This is a genomic window from Pseudomonas sp. 9_2_1 (genome assembly GCF_059295275.1).
In genome coordinates, this window is sequence record NZ_CM181239.1 from 3817270 (window position 1) to 3836719 (window position 19450).

The following is a 19450-nucleotide window of genomic DNA, read 5'->3' on the forward strand; positions in this document are numbered from 1 at the left end:
CCTGGTCGAGATTCAATATACAGCTCGAACACTGGAATCCAGTTCATCAAAAAGGCCGGCCATGTATTCCTCCGAACGCCTCAAAGGCATCGACGTCTTCGTCGCCGTTGCTGACCTGGGCAGCTTCACCGCCGCCGCCGAGCGGCTGAACCTGACCAGCTCGGCCGTCAGCAAGAGCGTGGCCCGCCTGGAGGCTCGCCTGGGTGCGCGCCTGTTCAACCGCACCACCCGCAGCTTGGCACTCACCGAAGCCGGCAGCGTCTTCTACCGCACCTGCACGTCGGTGCTGGCTGACCTGGAAGAGGTCGAACACGCCATCGTCGCCACCGACAACCAACCCCACGGCAAGGTGCGAATCGAGCTGCCCGCCTCTTACGGGCGCCTGCATGTGCTGCCGCTGATCCTGGATTTCATGCGCCTGCACCCCCTGCTGCAACCGCATGTGTCGTTCTCCGACCGTTTCGTCGACCCGGTGCACGAAGGCATCGACATCGTGGTGCGCATCGGCGGCCCGGATACCTGGCCGGCAGCGCTTGGCCACCAGTATTTCGGGGCTCAGCGCCTGGTGTTCTGCGCCTCACCTGGCTACCTGGCAACGCAGGGTGTGCCGCGCACCGAACGCGACCTCGAGCACCACCACTGTGTAGGCTATGGGAACACCGACGGCGGGGTCAGCCCGTGGTTCTTCAAGGGCCGCCAGCCTGGGGAAATGGAGCGTCGCAGCGTTCAGCCACGGATCGCGGTGGGCGACGGCGAGGGCGAAGTGGCGGCAGTGCTGGCCGGCCATGGCATCGGCCAGCTGCCCACCTGGCTGACCCAGCAACACCTCGATCAGGGGCGCCTGGTCGAGGTGTTGCCAGCGCTGGCGACCGATGGCCTGCCCATGAACCTGGTGTGGCTGAAAAGCCGCGAAGGGCTGCCCAAGGTCCGCGCCTTGCTCGACTACCTGCTACCGCGCCTCGCCCCTCACGGCACGCGGGCCAGCGTACCCGGCTGACGGGTCAGCTTGCCGAGCACTGCCACCAGGCCCAGCCCCGACAGCGCCACGCCTGCGGCCACGTAGCCCAGGTACTCGATACCCAGGCCCGGGATGGTCACGCCACCGATCACCGCGCCCAGGCCAATGCCGGCGTTGGCCGCCGAAACATTGGTGCTGCCCGCCAATGCCTGGGAATGTGTCACCGCACTCATCACGCGCACCTGGCTGATCGGGTACAGCGCGGTATTGGCAATGCCCCACAGCGCCAGTGCCAGGCAGAACACCAGGCCGGCATGGGCCAGCGGCACGATCGCCGCCATGCCGATGGCCAGCAGCACCAGGAACAGCGCGGTTGCCCCGAGCGGCGAACGGTCCACCGCCCGCCCGCCGAGCCAGTTGCCTGCCAGGCCGACCGCGCCAAAGCCCATCAGCCACCAGCCGGTATGCCCCGGGGCGACACCTGCAACGCGTTCCAGCATGTCGGCGAGGTAGGTGTAACCAGTGAACATGGCCGTGAATACCACCACCGACAGCAACACGTTGGCGAGGAAATTGCGCTCACGAAAAATACGCGCCTGTTGCTTGAAGTCGACCTTTGCCGTGCGGGTCACCGACGGCATCCACACCAGCATGGCCAGGGCCATGATCAGCGACAAGCCTGCCAACGCCCAGAATGCCGCGCGCCAGCCGATGGCGTTGGCCGCGACGGTACCCAGGGGGATACCCAGCAGCATGGCTGCCGAAATCCCCAGGTACACCTTGGACACGGCCTGCCCCGCCTTGTGCGGCCCGGCCAGCTGCCCGGCTGTTTCACTGGCCGTGCCCCAGAACACAGGCAGCGCCAACGCTGGCATGACCCGGGCGATGGCCAGCACCCAGAAGCTGGTCGAGGCAGCAGCCAGGGCATTGGCGCCGGCGAACAGCAGCAGTATGGCGATGAACAGCCTTTTACGGTCCAGGTGCGATAGCGCCGCCGTCAGGGGCGGGCCGGCAACCATCACCGTGAAGGCGAACAGCGTGACCAGTTGCCCGGCAGCCGAGATCGAGATGCCAAGGTCGCGGCCAAGCGCGGGCAACAGGCCGACGATGAGGAACTCGGTGGTCACGATCAGAAAGGCCGAGAACGCCAGGATGGCAATGCTGACGCCGGCGTTCTGCGCCGTCGCGGCCCCCGTGGCGGTAGGTTGATAAACGGACATCAAGACAAACTCCAAAACTGATGCCGGCAGTCTATTCGTTATCCTGATTCCGATTGTTGGCCAATTTTCCATTGTTTTACGACCTGGATTCACCAATTACCGGGCCCTGTATACAATCAAAAGCAACTCTGGTTACATGGCTCTGCGCCTACGACTCCGGCAAACGCCGCTGCGTATTGCGCAGGCACAGGTTATGCCCAAGACTTTATTGGTAAAGAACGCCGAGCTTCTGGTGACCATGGACGGCGAACGCCGGGAAATCAAAAACGGCGGTATGTACATCGAAGACAACCTGATCAGGCAGGTCGGCCCCAGCGAAACCCTCCCCCAGCAGGCCGATGTCATTCTGGACATGGCCGGCAAGGTGGTCATCCCCGGCCTGGTCAACACCCACCATCACATGTATCAGAGCCTCACCCGCGTGGTGCCGGCGGCGCAGGACGGCGAGCTGTTCAACTGGCTGACCAACCTGTACCCGATCTGGGCACGGCTGACTCCGGAAATGATCGCGGTGTCGACCCAGACCGCCATGGCCGAACTGATCCTGTCCGGTTGCACCACCTCCAGCGACCACCTGTACATCTACCCCAACGGCTGCAAGCTCGACGACAGCATCCATGCCGCCGCCGAAATCGGCATGCGCTTCCACGCCGCGCGCGGCAGCATGAGCGTGGGCCAGAGCCAGGGCGGGCTGCCGCCAGACTCGGTGGTGGAGAAGGAAAGCGACATCCTCAAGGAATCCCAGCGCCTGATCGAGGACTACCACGATGCCAGCCACGGCTCGATGCGCCGCATCGTGGTGGCGCCCTGCTCACCGTTCTCGGTCAGCCGTGACCTGATGCGCGAAGCGGCGGTACTGGCACGTCAGTACGGGGTGTCATTGCACACCCACCTGGCCGAGAACGTCAACGACATCGCCTACAGCCGCGAAAAGTTCGGCATGACCCCCGCCGAATACGCCGAAGACCTCGGCTGGGTCGGCCACGATGTGTGGCACGCCCACTGTGTGCAGCTCGACCAGCATGGCATCGAGCTGTTCGCCCGTACCGGCACCGGCGTGGCCCATTGCCCTTGTTCGAACATGCGCCTGGCCTCGGGCATCGCCCCGGTGCGCAAGATGCGCGACCACGGTGTACCGGTGGGCCTGGGTGTCGACGGTTCGGCATCCAACGACGGCGCCAGCATGATCGGTGAAGTGCGTCAGGCCTTGTTGCTGCAACGGGTAGGTTTCGGCCCCGATGCGATGACGGCGCGCGAGGCCCTGGAGATCGCCACCCTGGGTGGCGCCAAGGTGCTCAACCGCAATGACATCGGCGCCTTGGCGCCGGGGATGGTGGCCGACTTCGTCGCCTTCGATCTGGGCCACGTGGCCTATGCCGGTGGCCATCATGACCCGCTGGCGGCGCTGGTGTTCTGTACGCCGACGCAGGTGCACACCAGCGTGATCAATGGGCGGGTGGTGGTGAAGGATGGGCAGTTGGCTACGGTCGACCTGCCGCGGGTGCTGGAGCGGCATAACCAGCTGGCGCGGCGGTTGGTTGGGGGCGAGTAGGCGGCTGCGTCACCGGTAGGGCCCACTAGGGTAACGCGTCTGGGCTGACAGGTGTATGCCATAACATATGCAGCGCCTATGAGATCGAGCGCCGCGTGGCCGGCGCTCGATCTCAATGCCGGGGAGTGTCAGGTTTTTTGTGTGCGGGCCGGTAACGGCCTGCCGCACGGCAGGCCTTGATTTCACCAGGTTGGCCTGATGAACCGATCTCCGTACAGAATCGCAAATTGATTCATCGCACTTTTCCAGTCATGCGCCGCTGACCCCCAGTTCGCTGTGATGTTGCGCAGCCCCAGCCAGATCAGTTTGGTCGCCGCGTCGTCGTTCGGGAAGTGACCGCGGGTTTTGATGATCTTGCGTAGCTGAGCGTTGATACTCTCGATGGCATTGGTGGTGTAGATCACCTTCCGGATGGCCGGTGGGAAAGCAAAGAACGGAATCACTCGATCCCACGCCCGTCGCCAGGCAGTCACCACTGTTGGATATTGCGTGCCCCAAGGCCCGCTTTCAAACTCATCCAGTGCCTGTTCAGCCGCCTGGGCGTTGATGGCCTGATAGATCGGTTTGAGAGCCTTGGCCAAGGCTCGACGCTTGTCCCAGGCCGCATAAGCGAGGCTGTTGCGGATCAGGTGGACGATGCAGGTCTGCAGTGTCGTCTCCGGAAATACTGCACTGAGCGCTTCCGGCATGCCTTTGAGGCCGTCGGTTACGGCAATCAGCACATCCTCGACGCCGCGCGTCCTGAGGTCATTGAACACCTTCATCCAGAACTTCGCACCTTCGGTGTTCTCAATCCAGATGCCAAGAATATCGCGCGTTCCATCTGGCAAAACGCCCAGTGCCAAGTAGATCGCTTTATTGCGAACCAAGCCTTCTTCGCGAATTTTGACCCGCAGAGCATCAAAGAAAATGACCGGATACATCGGTTCCAGAGGCCGCTGTTGCCACGCGCCAATCTCCTCCATGACCTCGTCGGTCACGGAACTGATGAAGTCGGGCGAGACCTCTGTTCCATACTGCTCGGAGAGAAAGGCACGGATTTCTCTGACCGTCATACCGCGGGCATACATGGCGATGATCTTGTCGTCAAAACCGGTGTAACGGCGCTCATGTTTGGGGATCAAAATGGGCGAAAAGCTGCCATCCCGGTCACGAGGGATATCCAGCCTTAGCGGGCCATCACCAGTGAGTACCGTTTTGCCGCTCTTCCCATTTCGCTGGTTTGTTTCATCCTCCGGGCGCTGCGCGCCCGGTGGATAGCCCAGGTGATGACCCAGTTCGGCATTCAAGGCTCGCTCTATCAGCGCCTTCTTGAATGCCGCAGAGGCCTCTTCGATGGCTTCTGCGGTCATCAGCGGAACAGCGGAAAACTGTTCCAGCAGCTCTTGCGGAACCTTTGGTAACTCTCGGAGCGGTTTTTTTTTGGTTGGCATACATGCACCTCTTACTCATGTTATGCCCGAACACAAAATTTCTGACACCCTCCAATGCCGCTGCATATCTTGTGGCAAACACCTGCAACACCGGCGCACGAGTACCGCTCTTCCAGCTCCATGCCCTCACCCAGCCAATCCGCTATCCTGAGCACTCCCCCGCCCCGGACCGCCCCATGGAACTGCACATCCGCCTGGAAGGCCGCAAAGGCCTCGCCGACCAGCTCTACCAGCAACTGCGCGCCGGTATCGACAGCGGCCACCTGGCCGCCGGCACCCAGCTGCCGCCAACCCGCCTGCTGGCCGAGCAACTGGGCGTGTCACGCAAGACCGTGGCCGAGGCCTACTCGCGCCTTACCTACGACAACCTGCTCAGCGGCGTGGTCGGCCGTGGCACCTTCATCACCCCGCGCTTGCCCCTGCGTAGCAGCGAATCTGCGGCCATCCCCCTGGCCGGTGCTGCGTCCCTCGAACGCTGGCAGCAACGCGCGACAGTGCTTGGCCGGCGCCAGCTGGAAGCGCCGTCGCGCTATGATTTCATCGGCGGCGCATCGAGCAAGGCGCAGTTCCCGTTCGACCAGTGGCGCAGCTGCCTGAACTACGCCCTGCGCCGTAGCCAGCGCCACCCCGATCGGCAGTTCCCGGCCCAGGGCCTGCCAGAGCTGCGCGAAGCCATCGCCCACCACATCGCCTATGCTCGCGGCGTGCACTGCAGCGCAGCCGACCTGCTGGTGTGCAACGGCGCCCAGCAGGCGCTGGACCTGATCGCCCGGGTGCTGGTCGAGCCGGGTTGCCAGGTGGCCATGGAAGACCCCGGCTACCCGCCAGCCCGGCAACTGTTCCTGGCCCTGGGCGCACGCCTGCAGTCGGTGCCGGTAGACGATGAAGGCCTGTGCGTGGAGCAGATTGCCGACGGCACCCGGCTGATCTACGTGACGCCGTCGCACCAGTTTCCGCTGGGCATGCCGATGAGCGAGCGGCGCCGGCACGCGCTGCTGGCGCGGGCCGCCGAACTGGGTGCGCTGATCATCGAAGACGACTACGACTGCGAGTTCCGCTACCACGGACCAGCCTCGGATGCGCTGCAGCGCCTGGACCGCCATGGCCTGGTGGCGTATGTGGGGACGTTTTCCAAGACGCTGCTGGCAGAGCTGCGCCTGGGCTACGCCGTGCTGCCCCCCGCCGTGCTGCAGGCCGCCTGCGTGGCCAAACACCTGAGTGACTGGCACAGCCCGACCCTGCTGCAGTGGGCGCTGGCGCGGTTCCTTGGCGATACTCTATAGTTAACAGCGAAAACATTGTACTCTAGAGCTGCATGTGTACAGCCAGAAGATAGATATCTTAAAGTGGCTTAGCATCTAATAGCTCGCCAAAACCTGACCACGGCATGACTCAAATGCCACCAACTTGATTAGCTCAAATAATTTATTAACCGAGAGAAATTAAACACTGGGTGCGGACATCACGAACTGCGGGACTTCTGACTGCATAAGGCAGCCCTACTAGAGTAACGTTTGAGTATTAAAGGCGCGGGGCTTTGGGCGAAAACTTCAAATTGCAGAGGAGACTCTGAATAAGGTAACCTGATATGCAATCGACGACCATATAGTTTTGTTGCTACCGAAGTTTTGATTTAATAAATATCAGGTGCGGGATGCACCATAACTATTCGCTAGATCAACATCACACTCTCAAAGCGCTCTTGGCAAATTTCCAACTGTGGTTATTTTTTTGGAAATTTAACAATTCGTAGCCCCTCAAGCCGATCAATTTCCTTTTCAAGTTTTGCGACATGCCGCAACAACATGATTTCACGAGCAAGAATTTGGTCTGACAGTGCCTTGAAACTTTCTGCCCTTTCGCGCTCTGCCTTAACTTTCCTTTTAAGCTCAGCCTTGCTAACTGGGACGCCCGCAGAGTGGGCATCGTTGACCTTCTTCGCTGCTCGTTCTATCGCATCTCGAATATTTGCATGCTGCGGGCGGCTTACCTTCAGAGATCCTCGACTTCGCCCAGCCTCTAAAGCTACTGTATCGTAGTTAATCTCTGCGTCAGGGGAAACAATCAATGGGATACCCTCTTCCATACGGCTCAACGCATCCCAGTAAATCTTTAGACCGTCGTCCATCACCCGGCCACCCTCATGGTTTTGGAAAACTCTTTAAGCTCGAATAAAGTTTGGTTTTCCGCGTTAAATTCTGGACTATTAGGCTCACATGTAGAAACCAGAGCCTCTTGAACCTCGATGAGCTTTAGGACTTTTGAGGGCTTGATGGCAGCAGACTTACAGCCATTACACCCAAGAAAGTTTACAGAAATTCGCTTGTGACAAACCTCAGTAGAAATACATCCCCCAACAACTGTCGGCTGGTAAAATAGCTCACCTTTTTTCATTCGCGCGAGGGTCTGCTCCAAAACTTCTGCGTATTTAATTGGTTCACGGAGCGCTTTGGCCTTCCCACGCAGCCAAATACCATGCGGCCCATGGAGAACTTCATCTGAAAATATAAACTCATTCGTATATTGCCAAGCTCTAACTTGCAACTCAGCGCTCTGATAAACGTTCACGAAAGCAGCCTTATCATTGCCTGCTTCTTTAAGCAAATCAGGCGAAAAACTAGAACCGCGAGCATAATAAATAGACATCTCAATAGTAATATGCTGTAGCATCATTTTTAGAGCAGGAAGACTTACCAAGCCACTACGTATGGCGTACACAGCAGTTGAACGCCTAATCTGGTGAATCGACAAAGGCCATTTTTTTCCAATGGAATATTCCTGCTCACCCCGCCACATGCGAGTGGGTGTAATACTTTCCAGCACACAGATGTCAGCTTCACTAATCAACGGGGTATTCAGCATTGGCTCATAATACTCAGGATCAAAATTTCCCCAAACGGGTCTTTTAGAACCCAATGAATCAGGCGCAGCTAAACCAGGGCTGAATGGCAAATACGAAATCGCAATAAAAATCGGCTGACTATTGAAGTCAATACCATGAACATTATAGATTAACTCAGCTATTTTACACGCTACTGAAAATGGGGTTTCCACATCAACAGAAGTAACCCACTTAGCTGGAGTAGGGCGAACCTTCAACTTGGTTGTTACACCTAGCAAAAAACGCCGCTTAACAGCGCCGCTTTCACCATCAATAACCCTATTGAGAGACTTCCCACCAAGACTGTAAGCTTCAGAGTTGCGCATACCCGAAAAAACATAAATCAACATAATACAACAGTACTGCACCATTCCAATATGTTTTGACAGTGACTTTAAAGAACCCACATTATAGCTCTTGAAATATTCAGCCAGCCCGATATCACAAGCGCATTCCATAAAAATTCCAGCTCTTTTTTTATTCCTTGCAAACTTTTTATCTCTTGATGCCTTTAAAACAAAATGACGAATACCGTCGAAGCTTGATGAAAATTTATCCAGCACAGCCTTATAATTATTGAGCAATTGGAAATAAATAGACGGCGGAATCACTGCTGTTTGCGCATACGACTTTGCCTTTTGACTTTGGCTTGATTTTGAAATCACCCGCCTAGGTGCTGGCTTAAAACCTAGATAGCGAAATGGAACATATGAAAGCTTAATAAGCAACGCCTCTAAATCAATAGTCTTAGGCTTCGACTCATTTATCCACTTGTTAAAAATTTCCTCAACATGATGAGGATCTGAAAGTGCCTGATGAACTGTCACTTTACTTTTGCAGCAGTACTCACGAATACGCGCCAGCAAGATGTTATACCTATTCAACGATGCAATCCCAAGAGGAACCCCAACCGACTTTAAAGCATGCTTTAGCAAAACAAGAATCACACATTTCGACTGCACAACATTTAGGGCTTCCCTAGAGGAACTTCCCCCACCAGAAGAAGCAAAATGAAGAGTATCATTCGTCTTCAATGTTTCAGATAAAAAATGTAGCCTCCAAGTATCCTGATAGAAATATGTTACATTCTGTCCATCAACAGTTCCGGAGACTACAAACAGCGGATCAGGGTAAGAGAAAGCCTCAGAGTCGGAACTCCAAGGAGACTCAATACTTCCAGGCAAATATTCTTGGATAAAAGTAGATCTAGCAGCTCTCATCTTAGTACTCCTATGCGAACCAACATATCTAGCTTTCTCTGCCAGTAAGGAGAGAGTTCCTCTGCGTCATAGACTTCTTTCTCAACCTTATTGCAAATGGCTTTCGCGCCTTCATTTAACGACCTCAGTTTATCAATCAAGAGATTCAGCCTCACAATCGATGCCCCCCAAAACTCATCAAACTCGGCAGCCGAACTCTGAATCAATTTGAACTGCTCAATTACGTAGCGCATACTAAATATTTTCCGAATATCAACCTCATTAATATGAACAAAGAAGTTTCTGCAAAAAATACATCCTAAGAAATTCTTGCAATCAGAAACTATAGAACCATTATCAAACATCGGATCGGAATCCCTGGCACCACTTGCGCATCCTCCCGATGATATATCTTTACTAGATACCATTATTTCGCGCGCTCGATCTCCGACAGCGGTAAAAAACAAGGTTGCCTCTTCAATATTCGCCTCCATATAACCAGTCGAATATGACTCCAGCGATGTCCTAATATTGTGATTCCCGGCCATCGACGACACTAATACACCATCCACATTCCTTTTATGATGCAAGTGGTACGCCCTTAATTTTTTCATTCCCAAAAAAGCAATTTTAGGGAAAACAAATTTCTTGAGCGGCCACAGCATATCCCCTGGGTATTGTTCGGGCATTTGACAAGGCGCCTTGCCATATATGAAATGCCCGAAAAGAAACTTGAAATCAGACTCACCCACTAAAATCTTTCTAACTGCAAGATAACATTCAAATTCTTTTGCAAACCGTGCCTCAAAACCAATATTTACTTCTTTGTGAGCACGATTCTTTATTACACGCTGATTTTGCGCCCCTCGCTCCATATAAGAGAACTCGTCCCAAACTATATTTTGAAGAGGCTGCAAATTTGCAGCTGTAGCCAAAGTAAACATTGAAATAAAGCAATCATGGGCTAGCCTGCACAAGGCATGAAGTGGCCTACCAGATAATGACTCCGGAAAGATTAACTTCCGCCCCGGATTATAGTAATTTCTATGTGGATATGGCATCGAACGTTTTTTATCAAGCACGGACATCTCGTCCCGCACACATTCATGAAAATCTTTGCCTTCCTCTTTCATGCGAGCAAGGCTTCGATCTCGTACATATTTCCATGGGAAAGTACCCCACTCGCGAAATGATCCCTGAAGAACTGATTCAGACATCAACAGCTGATGACCTAGAAGAATCCAGACTGTATCATCACCGATTACAAATGAATGAGGCAGACGTCTACCCCCAGTGATGAAATCATAAAGGTTTATAAACATCTGAGATATCGGATAAATGAAATCGTCCAATTCTTCAGTCGCCGGAGGCTCAGTGTGACTTATTGAATCCTTACAGTATGGAATAGGCGATATACCGATATAAAAATTGTACTCCACATCAGGAAAAGCAATCACACTAAGCCCCATTGCAATATTCAAGGCATAATTGGCTGTATTATTGTGCCTTCCCGCCCCCACACTCGATTTTAGGTATTTCGAGTAGCCAATTAAGGCACGATGAAACTCTTCACAATTATTGAACAGCTGAGGATGACCATTTTTTTCAGACCATTCAATCAGACAGCGCCCATTAAAGAACTCTTTTTTCAAACTAGATGCTGCTACCCCTTGGTAATACCTTTCAGCCATCGCCAATGCCCACTCTTTTACAAAACATGCCTGCCCGGCGTCAAAACTAGAAATTAGAACCTCACTCTTAGATCTAAGACCGTTGTGCGCCCGCACTTTGAACGCTAGAGCTGCGAAATTAAGATAACCACCAGCACATGGAACTATTAAAGCAATTTCACTAGGTTGAAGCTCTGCAATCAGCCCAAAGCAATCTCTGGCAGAAATTTCAGACAGGACTATCGGTTTCATTATTAGGGGTGTCATTCGCCTTCACCTCGCCAAACGCGCGTTTTATTCGCACTTCGAGAAACTCCTCCCACTTGCTTTGACTTAGCGCTTGAACTTTTTCACGCTTGATATCTTCGATATATTGTTCCGTAGTCTCAATACTCCTGTGACCCAGTCGCTCATTCACGGTAAGCACAACTTGAGTCATTGTAAGTTTGTTCTTCTCATACAGATCTAGAAGCCCCTTCACCAAGTTGTTCGCAAATGTAGCTCTGAGATTATGGAAATTCACATCAATCTGAAGCCCTTTACGCTTAAGGGACGGTTCAAGTTGATTGCGTATGAAGGCGTAAATAGCACCGCCCTCCTGTGGGTTTTTATACTTACCGCGATTAGGATCATTTTTTTGCGAATAATACGGCCGCCCTGACTTCGTGAGGAAAATATAGTTATCTTTCCGTCCTGCCAAATAGGACTTTTCATCACGCGCCTTGTATCGCTCAGATCTCAAATACACCTTCGCCATGCCAACCAAAAACAAGGGAACAAATAAGTTATTTTGAACATCATATTTACTATCGATTAAAGCCCCCAACCCGATAGGTAATGACAGATAGTCTGCTCCTGGGCTACCTGACAATACTGATCTTGGCATAGTAAACACACTTTGCATTCGAGGGCCGGCCATTAATGCCATTAGAAAAGCTAAAGTCATTTCTGTATTGCCGATTTCAAGAAGAGAATCAATGATTGCAACCTGCTCATCTTCATCGTAAGCCCTTAACTTTCGATTAGCCCCGCCTTTTTTTAAACGGCTTCTAGACTTCAAGCGCAAATCGGTTACAATTATCTCTTTCAACCTGCCAAATCCATGCTGATCAACATATCGAAAAGTTTTCTTTACTTCTTTCCACATCGGATTTTCCGGTTTCAAACCTTGCTTCAACTCTAGAAAACGGTAGAAGTCCTCAATCCTTGATACATGTTGATTTGAAGTCTCAAACGCATTTGGATTCAGAGCTACCCTCTCACTCAAATAAGAACTGTATGCATAAGTGGGGCGCGCTGACTTCCTCAAAGGGAAAGAAAAAATGTCAATTTCAAGATCCACCATAACATTGATAAAATCGACCAAACTCAATGCAACCTTTTTCAAAGTTGAGCGAGATACTGGGGGGTAATCAAAAGCTAGATCCGTAAGGTAAAGATTGCCTAGCATCCACGGCGAGCCGTCCGCTTTATGAACTAAGGCAGGATAGTGATAAACCGCTGCAGCTTCTGCGTCCTCAATCGGAACATAGCGAAACTCATCACTCAATAGACCCGGCGAAGGGTAGAAACGTGCCTCATCTATTTCTTCATTATCATCCTCTAAACTAGTTGAGCATGGACAGCCGCCCAGTGCGATTGGTTGAATGGCCGGAAGTTCAGATATCATATTAATCTTAATTTCACCAACGGCTTGGCCATATCGCATAAATATCACCTATCTTATTTTAAGAGGCAAATAAATTCAGCGATGCATACTGGGCTTCGAAATTTTCTTGCTCAATAGTTAAACGAATTCTAATTAAGCCCCATACTAGTTCAATCGATCCAGCTCGAAAAGCCACACGGCGAAATCTTATTGATTTTTCCGCAAGAAAGTGTCAATATATATATATCGTTTATTTAACTTTCTGACTAAATTTAATATAAATCAACAAGTTATCTATTGACCGCACTGTCCCTTTTCGGACTCCCCGTCCGACGGACGGTATAGGGTTCGTACGCTCCTAAGATGATTTTTGGTTTTTATGGGTAAAGCGCGTCCTAGCAGATGACGCTTTTCGAGATGGTGAGGTCAACCCTGAGGTGATGTTTTCTGACTGCGCACGCATTGCAGTTAGGCGTAGTTTTCAGTCCCTTGGCATAGATAGCCGATCTCCCCCCCCTAGGTTCCGTATGAATTCCCGAGAAGCTGAATCGAGGCCTTCGGAAGCTGAATTTCTGTAGGGTTCTCTGCCATCTACGGAAAAGAATTCTGTGATAGCAATGCAATACCTACTCTCGGACGAGGCCTGAGATGTGATCTCCGATCTCATGGAAACCCATGGCCAGTGGCGACCGCGTCTGAGCGACCCGCTAATGCTCGATGGCGTGGTCTGGGTGCTCTACTCTGGTGCTGCTTGGCGAGATATGCCGGATCGATTTGGCCCGTGGCCGACGGTGTATCAATGATTTCGGGGCTGGCGAAACCAGAGGATATTGAATCAGCTGCTAAAAGACTTGCACCTGAGATTGAATGAGCAAGATTTGATCGACCTGCAAACCTGGATGATCGACTCAACGGCAGTACGTAAGCCGGGAAAAGGGGCCTGACGAGCCTGTCGACGCTCTAAGCCGCAGTCGCGGCGGCCCCATAACAAAAATCCACATGCTCCGCGACGCCAACGGAATACCGTTGCGCTTCCTTCTGCTGCTTCGTAGCTACGATGTCTTCGTGCTGAGGTCTGAGCGCCAAGCGCTCGAGGAAGTCCCCGTAGTTCTGGATGCCGGTATCAGGGCTGCCTGGTAGCCAGACTTGCGACTCGAAGGTGCCTCCCAGCCCTGCTATACGATGGCCAGCAATCTCCACTACCCGGCCATGCAGGCTGCGTTCAGCGAGGCCGCAGCCATAAAGGTTACGCGCTCCGCTTGTTGCGAAGTCTACGTTAGGATCAGATACCAGCTTTACTAACCGAGGCCGTGTACAAGGTCTACTGCCACCTCACCAGGACACGCTAATCATGAAAGAGCTACGGACAGCTGCTGAAGTCCTTGAGCGCCTCAGCCATGACTAGAATGCCTGCGTGTCGCCGTCGAAGAGCTAGCCAAATGGGTTGGTAATCGAGGAGCGAGCGCAGTGGTCGGCAATGTGAACGGAGCCCTGGCGACCCTCGACGACAACATTGATGCCGTGCGGCAAGGTATAGCGGAGCTAGTAGCCGAGAGCGTTAAGCCTTAGGCGGGCTGCTGCCCGAATAATCGATGCAATGCTGAGACGGAAGGATGCAGGTGCAGCAGGCCATTCGAGAATTCGGCTAAACGCCGGCTATGACGCCACCACGTTATATCGCTTGAGCCCCTTTCTGATCGGATCACAAGCCCAAAAGCAGGAGGGCCGATTCGGAGGCTGGAGAATTAGTTGAAATTATGACTCAGCAATAATTATCCCCCAGCGATAATTTCTCTGAACAGCACTTTCCGGTTCGCTGCCGGGGAAGTCGTCACTAAGAACTGCGTCCATGGCTAGGACAGATGCAATCTCTCAGCTGACGGGCACCTTGAACTTGGTGCAGAAAGGAGGATGGTGTTTCGGCAGGCGCCACCTTAGCACTTCGGAATGCCAGACGAGCGCGCCAATCAGGCGCGCGGGCAGCATCACCAGCCTGCGTAATGAGTTACGAGCAGCCCCCACTCCTTTATCGCAGTTCCATTTGCTCGCAAAACTCCAAGTGCTTCAGCTGCAGAAATCTTGGTTGGACAGCCACCTATCAGGTAGAAGTCGTCCTTTCCTGGGGAATACAAGTGAAGCAGCGTCAGTACCATCACACGCTGTAAATCGGTCATTTCTCTGTACGCACGGCGCATCGCTTTTAAGCCCTCAGGGTCGGGCTCTGACCGATCATGATCGAAGCCGCATGGACGCATGCAGTAATGACTACCTTCTTGGATCCCCCACGGCCTACTTTGAGTGAAGCAGGCACCCAGCTCGTATTTCTTAACGATGTGCCAAGCGACCTCTCCGAACCTTTCCCCTCGTTCCTTGGTTGACCAGTCTATCGGTGGATGTACTTGGCAAACTTTCGCCAAGGCGGCATTTTCTGTGCCGTCCATGCAACGTACTTTTTCAACCAGGTCGATCAGCGTGTATCCGGGAAAGCGACCAGCTGCAAACGTCGGGTTGATGGCGGCGTACGCAGCAAGAGCAACCGGTTGCTGAGAGTGATGCACATGGCCGTGGCTCGCGACGTCCACGTCCGTGAACGCCCAGATTCCCGAAGACAATTCATGGACACCCAGACGGTGTAGCAATGCCGCCGCTTTTTCCGATGGGTCGTCGAAGATTTCCATCTTGGGAATGCTCCTGATAAGGGTAAGAGATACTGATCCGCCTTCCCCATAGTAGGCCACCAACCAAGATGCTACGCTCGCTTCCTACTCGATCTTATAAGTTGGGGTCAAGTCGCCACTAAGAACTGCGTCCACGGCTAGGGCAGACTTAATCGTCCCCGCTGAAGGGCATCTTGAACTCGGTGCAAAAAGGAAGATGGCGCATCGGCAGGCACCACCTTAGTGCCGCGACGCCGTAAATCAGCTCCACGCACATGATAGCTATGTCTCGGGCAGTGAGCGGTACCACTCAGCGTAGGGCGTGTTGATTGCCTTGTGACGGTTGTAGTCCGGACTGCCGTCATCCCACCACACCAGGCCCCTCTCCCCTAGTGCTCTTTTGGCCCGCTCCACTGCTGCTCGAGCAGCATGCAGCTTGTCTTCGTCATCCAGGGCTTTGGCTTCCTTCACTGCTCGCCGTGCTTCCATCAGGTCGTACAGAAGGTGCTGACGCTCCTCATCAGAAAGCGAGGGATTGCTGCAGCGCCAGAGCTGACCTTTGACTACGAAGTAGCGACCATCGGGTGTTGTAGGATGCATAGCGCAAATCTCGTCAGCTGATACACCATGGACACCAAAGACGCTTCAACCGCTGCACAGGAGGGTTAAACGGATCGCAAGATCGCGTGAATCGTCAATCGAGGAAGCGTTACATACCAGCCTACTCGATGAGCAAGATTGGTGCGTCAGTCTACGTCAGCCCAGCGGAGTACATTTGTACTCCAGCTTTTTATTCGTCACTTCGCCCGGCCAACGCCTGCTCCAAGCCGGTGTGCTTCCTGTACCACCTTTGGCGCAGGGTATTATCTTCGACTGGATAACCGAGAGCCTTGAGCTGCTTATGACTCAATATGACCGCCAAGACACATCATCAGGCGCACTGACTGCTCGGGAGGTTTGCCAGGTGCTGCGAGAGGTCGTGCTCGGACGCCGGATAATGACTAAGGTAGGCAGCCAGTCCTGGGCGCAGTTGTACACCTGCCATTTCCAAATCGATGTAGAGGGATGGTGGATCACGATCTACAACGACTGCGATGAGATGGACTACTGCGAGCGATGCGTGAGCCCGGAGGGTAACTGCTGGGAGTTCGACCCAGGTGATCGGACAGATCCGATCGCTCTGCTATCGACGTGGGAGCATCAGACCCTGGCGCGGATGTTGAAAGCCCTGTAGAGCGATGAGAGCGTGCCCTGCCAGGCCCGGCTGTCGTGAATCAAGCCGTCGTCGACGACGTCTCGACCCTTCGGGCTTCTATCCGTCACGCCGGCGCGCTCCGCTTGCTGCATCTCATTCAGCAACCTCTCGAAGATGGCTTGAGTCCGCAAAGACGGCTGCCCTTCCCACCCGCAGCTCTCGGCTAAGCTGAATATCTTAAGCGATGGTAGATGGAAAATTGCTCGCCACGCCTACATTACCGACCTGGGCTATCGATGCTTCGGCGACGCAGCCGGCTACTGCTTGAAAAGGACAGAGTTTACTTCAAGGGTGCAATGGATATGCGCAAGAATGGTCAATCATGGTTTCTGATGCTGCTGGTTCTCTTCGTGGTGGGCTGGGCTGTCGGCAAGAAGGATTCGTCCAAAACTCAGCCTCCAGTCACCCAGGCGCCGGTGAGCACATTGGCATCAACCTCATCACCAGCACCACAACCTACACAAGCCTCGGCGCCTGTGCATTTCGTGAACGCGGATAAGCTGAACCTGCGTACTCAACCGGGAGGGAAAGTTATCTCCAGCCTCAAGCGCGGGGAAAAGGTGCAGGTCTATGAGCAGAAACAAGAGTGGGCACGCATTAGCCTCGACGGCCAACCGCAGCGATGGATCTCATACAGAAATCTCTGCAGCGGCTCCAACTGCTTCGCTACCCCGCAGCCGAAAAGAGACCGCCCGGCTCCCCAGCCAGCGCGCATCAATACGCCCGAGTATGGCTCATCGTGCCCCTGCTCTTCTGGTCGAATTTGCATAGGCCCCAGAGGCGGTCGCTACTGCATCACCTCTGGAGGGAATAAGCGGTACGGCGTGTAGCAGGAGCTCTAGTGACTGGGCTTTGCTGGCCCACCGAGCGCGTGCGATTGGTAGTCGGTGACTGCTTGAAACTGATGCTCCGCCATGAGACGTAGGCGCTCAAGCTCAGTCCCCGTCACACCGTTGGCTTGAGCCTGGTGGTACCGTTTCAAAGCATCCACCGCGTCGGTGTACATCGGATGGTCTGGAAGCAATACCTTGCTGAGATCCTTCTGCATCATCTCTACTCCCTGCGGGTAGGCAGCTCAGTGCTGATTTCAACAGGATAATGCTCAGTCTTATATGCTTCGATCAATAAGACCACCGCCTCGAAAACCTCGGCCTCTTCGGTACCAGGTTCTGGCTCATTGTCGAACAGTGGCGAGACCTCTCTGAGGGCTGCTCGTACTCGTCGTCATTACGGAGCTGTCGAATCGTCACAGTTGCGCCTCCATCAATGAACTGACTCACCCAGGATGCCTGCGCTGTGCAGCTGGTAGTCGATCACTGTCTGGTAGAGATGATCCGCCTTGAGTCGAAGGCGTTCGATTTCCTCTGCTGGAAGTCCATCAGCCTGGGCGGCGTTATGAGCTCGAATTGCCTCAAGAGCCTGCCTGAGCAACGGCTCGCCCGCTTCGGCCATACCCAACACAGTTCTCTTCACTTCTTGAGCCTCAATGATTTGGCATCCTCCATCTGAGGGCTTAGTGTACTCTCGCTCCCGCCTGGTCGACCACGGAGATACGGATGGCAAGCACAGCAGTGATCTTTGACGCCTTCGGCACAACCCTGCGGATCGGGACACCTATACACCCGTATCGCCGGCTGCTCCGAGAAGGCGCGAAGAATGGTCGGCGCCCTAGCCCAGGCGACCTCCATAAACTGATGACTATTGATACCGGGGTTCGAGAAGCTGCTGACATCCTCGGCATCCAGGTTACACCGTCACGCATGTCTGAAATCGAGTCTGACCTTCAACGCGAGATCGAATCAATCGAAGTGTTCCATGATGCCCGCGATGCGATCGCCATCCTCCATGAGCACGGCATAGCTACCGCCGTCTGCAGCAACCTCGCTGCACCCTATGGGGCTGCAGTGAAGAAGCTACTGCCAGATCTTAACGCCTATTCGTTCAGCTACGAGCTCGGGGTCACCAAGCCCGACCCAGCGATCTACCGCGCCGTGTGCCATGATCTTGGGGTTGTGCCTGGCCACCTGTTCGGAGACGTGGCCCAGGTAGCAATGATCGGAGACTCACCACGCTGCGACCGAGATGGCCCTCGTACTGTTGGCATCAAAGGCTTTCATCTTGATCGATCAGGTACCGGAACCATCCGAAAGCTCGTGCAGTTCGTTGAGCTGGTCGTCGCACAGTCCACTGAGCGAAGTCAGTCGCCAGGCTCATTCACGTGGAATGCCCCCAGGGAGTTGGATCGATGAGCCAGCATCCATCTCCAAGTGCGGGCGGCAACTAACGGGGAGCACCTCCCTCACTGTTCATCCCGCCGTCCATCTTGGCCAGTGTCGAGGAGCTGGCAAAGAAGGCAGCGGAGTTGAATGGCCTTATTGCGCCCCAAACCGCCAGCTGTCTAGCGAAGCTCATTGAGGCGGCAGACGCGCCGCTGACCCAGATATGGGGTGTCACGGAACAGAGTGGATCTGACCAAAAGAAGGATTGTCTTGATCCAGCTATCGATCCTCGCCTCGCATCGTCGCGGTATTGGGCCATCACGATCAGTTGCTCAACAGCGAGCCAGCGGGGCACCGCGCTGCGTTGATGTACATCAAGCACAGCGAACAGCTTGACCTTCATTCCCGTTTGTGGCGTCTGCCCAGAGCAATCAGCCGCTGGAACCAGCTGCAGGTAGGTGAAACCGAGCTGTTGGAATTCAAGCTCATGACTTGTATCGCAGAGGTCGACCACATCCTTGATGCGTTCAACCGCAAAAACCTTCGCGATCGAGTTCTCCGCTTCTTCAGAAGCAGCAAGCTCATTAACGATGCTGGAATAAGCTCAGGGCTTCCACCAGCAGAGGCTGTCGCAGATTTAGCACGACTGAAAGAGCTTGGGATGGTGATGACGTCTTCAAGCGGGGCTGATTGGATTGAGCCTGGCCTGCCCTCATGGGTCGCTGAAGGCATTTTATGACTCTAGACATCTCGAGCGG

General features: G+C 54.0%; 16 protein-coding genes and 2 pseudogenes. 8 read left to right on the forward strand and 10 right to left on the reverse strand.

Annotation, left to right across the window (positions count from 1 at the left end; genetic code table 11):
• Positions 1–61 precede the first annotated feature (61 nt).
• On the forward strand, positions 62–997 hold the full coding sequence (locus AC5O5I_RS17175; RefSeq protein WP_172286760.1) for a LysR family transcriptional regulator: 936 nt from the start codon (positions 62–64) through the stop codon (positions 995–997).
• Here the strand turns inward: AC5O5I_RS17175 and AC5O5I_RS17180 are convergent.
• On the reverse strand, positions 967–2178 hold the full coding sequence (locus AC5O5I_RS17180; RefSeq protein ID WP_494511223.1) for an MFS transporter: 1212 nt from the start codon (positions 2176–2178) through the stop codon (positions 967–969). The genes AC5O5I_RS17175 and AC5O5I_RS17180 overlap by 31 nt on opposite strands.
• A gap of 193 nt (positions 2179–2371) precedes the next feature.
• Here AC5O5I_RS17180 and AC5O5I_RS17185 point away from each other — a divergent pair, with 193 nt between their 5' ends.
• Positions 2372–3730, forward strand: coding sequence for an 8-oxoguanine deaminase (locus tag AC5O5I_RS17185; RefSeq protein ID WP_172286758.1), 1359 nt, complete (start codon positions 2372–2374; stop codon positions 3728–3730).
• 182 nt (positions 3731–3912) lie between these two features.
• Here AC5O5I_RS17185 and AC5O5I_RS17190 read toward each other — a convergent pair whose 3' ends face one another.
• A complete protein-coding gene (locus tag AC5O5I_RS17190; protein WP_494510981.1) occupies positions 3913–5163 on the reverse strand; it encodes an IS256 family transposase in 1251 nt (416 codons plus the stop codon).
• A 176-nt stretch (positions 5164–5339) separates the two neighbouring features.
• On the opposite strand from AC5O5I_RS17190, the pseudogene pdxR reads away from it, so the two are divergent.
• Positions 5340–6437 (forward strand): annotated as a pseudogene (gene pdxR, locus AC5O5I_RS17195) (MocR-like pyridoxine biosynthesis transcription factor PdxR); the annotation flags it as partial.
• 449 nt (positions 6438–6886) lie between these two features.
• Here pdxR and AC5O5I_RS17200 read toward each other — a convergent pair.
• The 4 genes from AC5O5I_RS17200 to AC5O5I_RS17215 are packed head-to-tail and all read right to left on the reverse strand — an operon-like array spanning position 6887 to position 12621.
• On the reverse strand, positions 6887–7291 hold the full coding sequence (locus AC5O5I_RS17200) for a hypothetical protein (protein ID WP_070383782.1): 405 nt from the start codon (positions 7289–7291) through the stop codon (positions 6887–6889).
• Positions 7291–9264 carry a hypothetical protein gene (locus AC5O5I_RS17205; RefSeq protein WP_155766708.1) on the reverse strand — a complete coding sequence of 658 codons (1974 nt, stop codon included), beginning with the start codon at positions 9262–9264 and terminating at the stop codon, positions 7291–7293. The genes AC5O5I_RS17200 and AC5O5I_RS17205 overlap by 1 nt, the downstream gene beginning before the upstream one ends.
• Positions 9261–11165: a hypothetical protein gene (locus AC5O5I_RS17210; RefSeq protein ID WP_494511224.1), complete on the reverse strand. Its 1905-nt coding sequence runs from the start codon at positions 11163–11165 to the stop codon at positions 9261–9263. The genes AC5O5I_RS17205 and AC5O5I_RS17210 overlap by 4 nt, the downstream gene beginning before the upstream one ends.
• Positions 11143–12621: a site-specific integrase gene (locus AC5O5I_RS17215; RefSeq protein WP_155766706.1), complete on the reverse strand. Its 1479-nt coding sequence runs from the start codon at positions 12619–12621 to the stop codon at positions 11143–11145. The genes AC5O5I_RS17210 and AC5O5I_RS17215 overlap by 23 nt, the downstream gene beginning before the upstream one ends.
• Positions 12622–13226: 605 nt before the next feature.
• On the opposite strand from AC5O5I_RS17215, the pseudogene AC5O5I_RS17220 reads away from it, so the two are divergent.
• Positions 13227–13602, forward strand: a pseudogene (locus tag AC5O5I_RS17220) (transposase); the annotation flags it as partial.
• Between the two features lie 944 nt (positions 13603–14546).
• Here AC5O5I_RS17220 and AC5O5I_RS17225 read toward each other — a convergent pair.
• Both AC5O5I_RS17225 and AC5O5I_RS17230 read right to left on the reverse strand, forming a co-directional pair.
• The gene (locus AC5O5I_RS17225) at positions 14547–15239 is read right to left on the reverse strand and encodes a hypothetical protein (protein WP_070383779.1); all 693 of its coding nucleotides are present in this window, start codon (positions 15237–15239) and stop codon (positions 14547–14549) included.
• Between the two features lie 261 nt (positions 15240–15500).
• A complete protein-coding gene (locus tag AC5O5I_RS17230) occupies positions 15501–15818 on the reverse strand; it encodes a hypothetical protein (protein WP_081343597.1) in 318 nt (105 codons plus the stop codon).
• A gap of 175 nt (positions 15819–15993) precedes the next feature.
• On the opposite strand from AC5O5I_RS17230, the gene AC5O5I_RS17235 reads away from it, so the two are divergent.
• Together AC5O5I_RS17235 and AC5O5I_RS17240 are read left to right on the forward strand one after the other, a co-directional pair.
• Complete coding sequence (locus AC5O5I_RS17235) at positions 15994–16452, forward strand: DUF7693 family protein (protein ID WP_494511225.1); 459 nt, start codon at positions 15994–15996, stop codon at positions 16450–16452.
• Positions 16453–16805: 353 nt separating this feature from the next.
• The gene (locus tag AC5O5I_RS17240) at positions 16806–17303 is read left to right on the forward strand and encodes an SH3 domain-containing protein (RefSeq protein ID WP_237141854.1); all 498 of its coding nucleotides are present in this window, start codon (positions 16806–16808) and stop codon (positions 17301–17303) included.
• An 8-nt stretch (positions 17304–17311) separates the two neighbouring features.
• On the opposite strand, the gene AC5O5I_RS17245 is transcribed toward AC5O5I_RS17240, so the two are convergent.
• Positions 17312–17521, reverse strand: coding sequence for a hypothetical protein (locus tag AC5O5I_RS17245; RefSeq protein WP_070384473.1), 210 nt, complete (start codon positions 17519–17521; stop codon positions 17312–17314).
• Positions 17522–17736: 215 nt separating this feature from the next.
• A complete protein-coding gene (locus AC5O5I_RS17250) occupies positions 17737–17925 on the reverse strand; it encodes a hypothetical protein (protein WP_172830952.1) in 189 nt (62 codons plus the stop codon).
• A 104-nt stretch (positions 17926–18029) separates the two neighbouring features.
• Here AC5O5I_RS17250 and AC5O5I_RS17255 point away from each other — a divergent pair, with 104 nt between their 5' ends.
• On the forward strand, positions 18030–18722 hold the full coding sequence (locus tag AC5O5I_RS17255) for an HAD family hydrolase (RefSeq protein WP_070383776.1): 693 nt from the start codon (positions 18030–18032) through the stop codon (positions 18720–18722).
• A 337-nt stretch (positions 18723–19059) separates the two neighbouring features.
• Positions 19060–19431 carry a hypothetical protein gene (locus AC5O5I_RS17260; RefSeq protein WP_155766705.1) on the forward strand — a complete coding sequence of 124 codons (372 nt, stop codon included), beginning with the start codon at positions 19060–19062 and terminating at the stop codon, positions 19429–19431.
• The last annotated feature ends 19 nt before the right edge of the window (positions 19432–19450 follow it).

Excerpts from the sequence above, each read along its gene's own strand:
- AC5O5I_RS17175 (WP_172286760.1), top strand. The coding sequence starts at position 62 with ATGTATTCCTCCGAACGCCTCAAAGGCATCGACGTCTTCGTCGCCGTT.
- AC5O5I_RS17180 (WP_494511223.1), bottom strand. The coding sequence starts at position 2,178 with ATGTCCGTTTATCAACCTACCGCCACGGGGGCCGCGACGGCGCAGAAC.
- AC5O5I_RS17185 (WP_172286758.1), top strand. The coding sequence starts at position 2,372 with ATGCCCAAGACTTTATTGGTAAAGAACGCCGAGCTTCTGGTGACCATG.
- AC5O5I_RS17190 (WP_494510981.1), bottom strand. The coding sequence starts at position 5,163 with ATGCCAACCAAAAAAAAACCGCTCCGAGAGTTACCAAAGGTTCCGCAA.
- AC5O5I_RS17200 (WP_070383782.1), bottom strand. The coding sequence starts at position 7,291 with ATGGACGACGGTCTAAAGATTTACTGGGATGCGTTGAGCCGTATGGAA.
- AC5O5I_RS17205 (WP_155766708.1), bottom strand. The coding sequence starts at position 9,264 with ATGAGAGCTGCTAGATCTACTTTTATCCAAGAATATTTGCCTGGAAGT.
- AC5O5I_RS17210 (WP_494511224.1), bottom strand. The coding sequence starts at position 11,165 with ATGAAACCGATAGTCCTGTCTGAAATTTCTGCCAGAGATTGCTTTGGG.
- AC5O5I_RS17215 (WP_155766706.1), bottom strand. The coding sequence starts at position 12,621 with ATGCGATATGGCCAAGCCGTTGGTGAAATTAAGATTAATATGATATCT.
- AC5O5I_RS17225 (WP_070383779.1), bottom strand. The coding sequence starts at position 15,239 with ATGGAAATCTTCGACGACCCATCGGAAAAAGCGGCGGCATTGCTACAC.
- AC5O5I_RS17230 (WP_081343597.1), bottom strand. The coding sequence starts at position 15,818 with ATGCATCCTACAACACCCGATGGTCGCTACTTCGTAGTCAAAGGTCAG.
- AC5O5I_RS17240 (WP_237141854.1), top strand. The coding sequence starts at position 16,806 with ATGCTGCTGGTTCTCTTCGTGGTGGGCTGGGCTGTCGGCAAGAAGGAT.
- AC5O5I_RS17245 (WP_070384473.1), bottom strand. The coding sequence starts at position 17,521 with ATGCAGAAGGATCTCAGCAAGGTATTGCTTCCAGACCATCCGATGTAC.
- AC5O5I_RS17250 (WP_172830952.1), bottom strand. The coding sequence starts at position 17,925 with ATGGCCGAAGCGGGCGAGCCGTTGCTCAGGCAGGCTCTTGAGGCAATT.
- AC5O5I_RS17255 (WP_070383776.1), top strand. The coding sequence starts at position 18,030 with ATGGCAAGCACAGCAGTGATCTTTGACGCCTTCGGCACAACCCTGCGG.
- AC5O5I_RS17260 (WP_155766705.1), top strand. The coding sequence starts at position 19,060 with ATGTACATCAAGCACAGCGAACAGCTTGACCTTCATTCCCGTTTGTGG.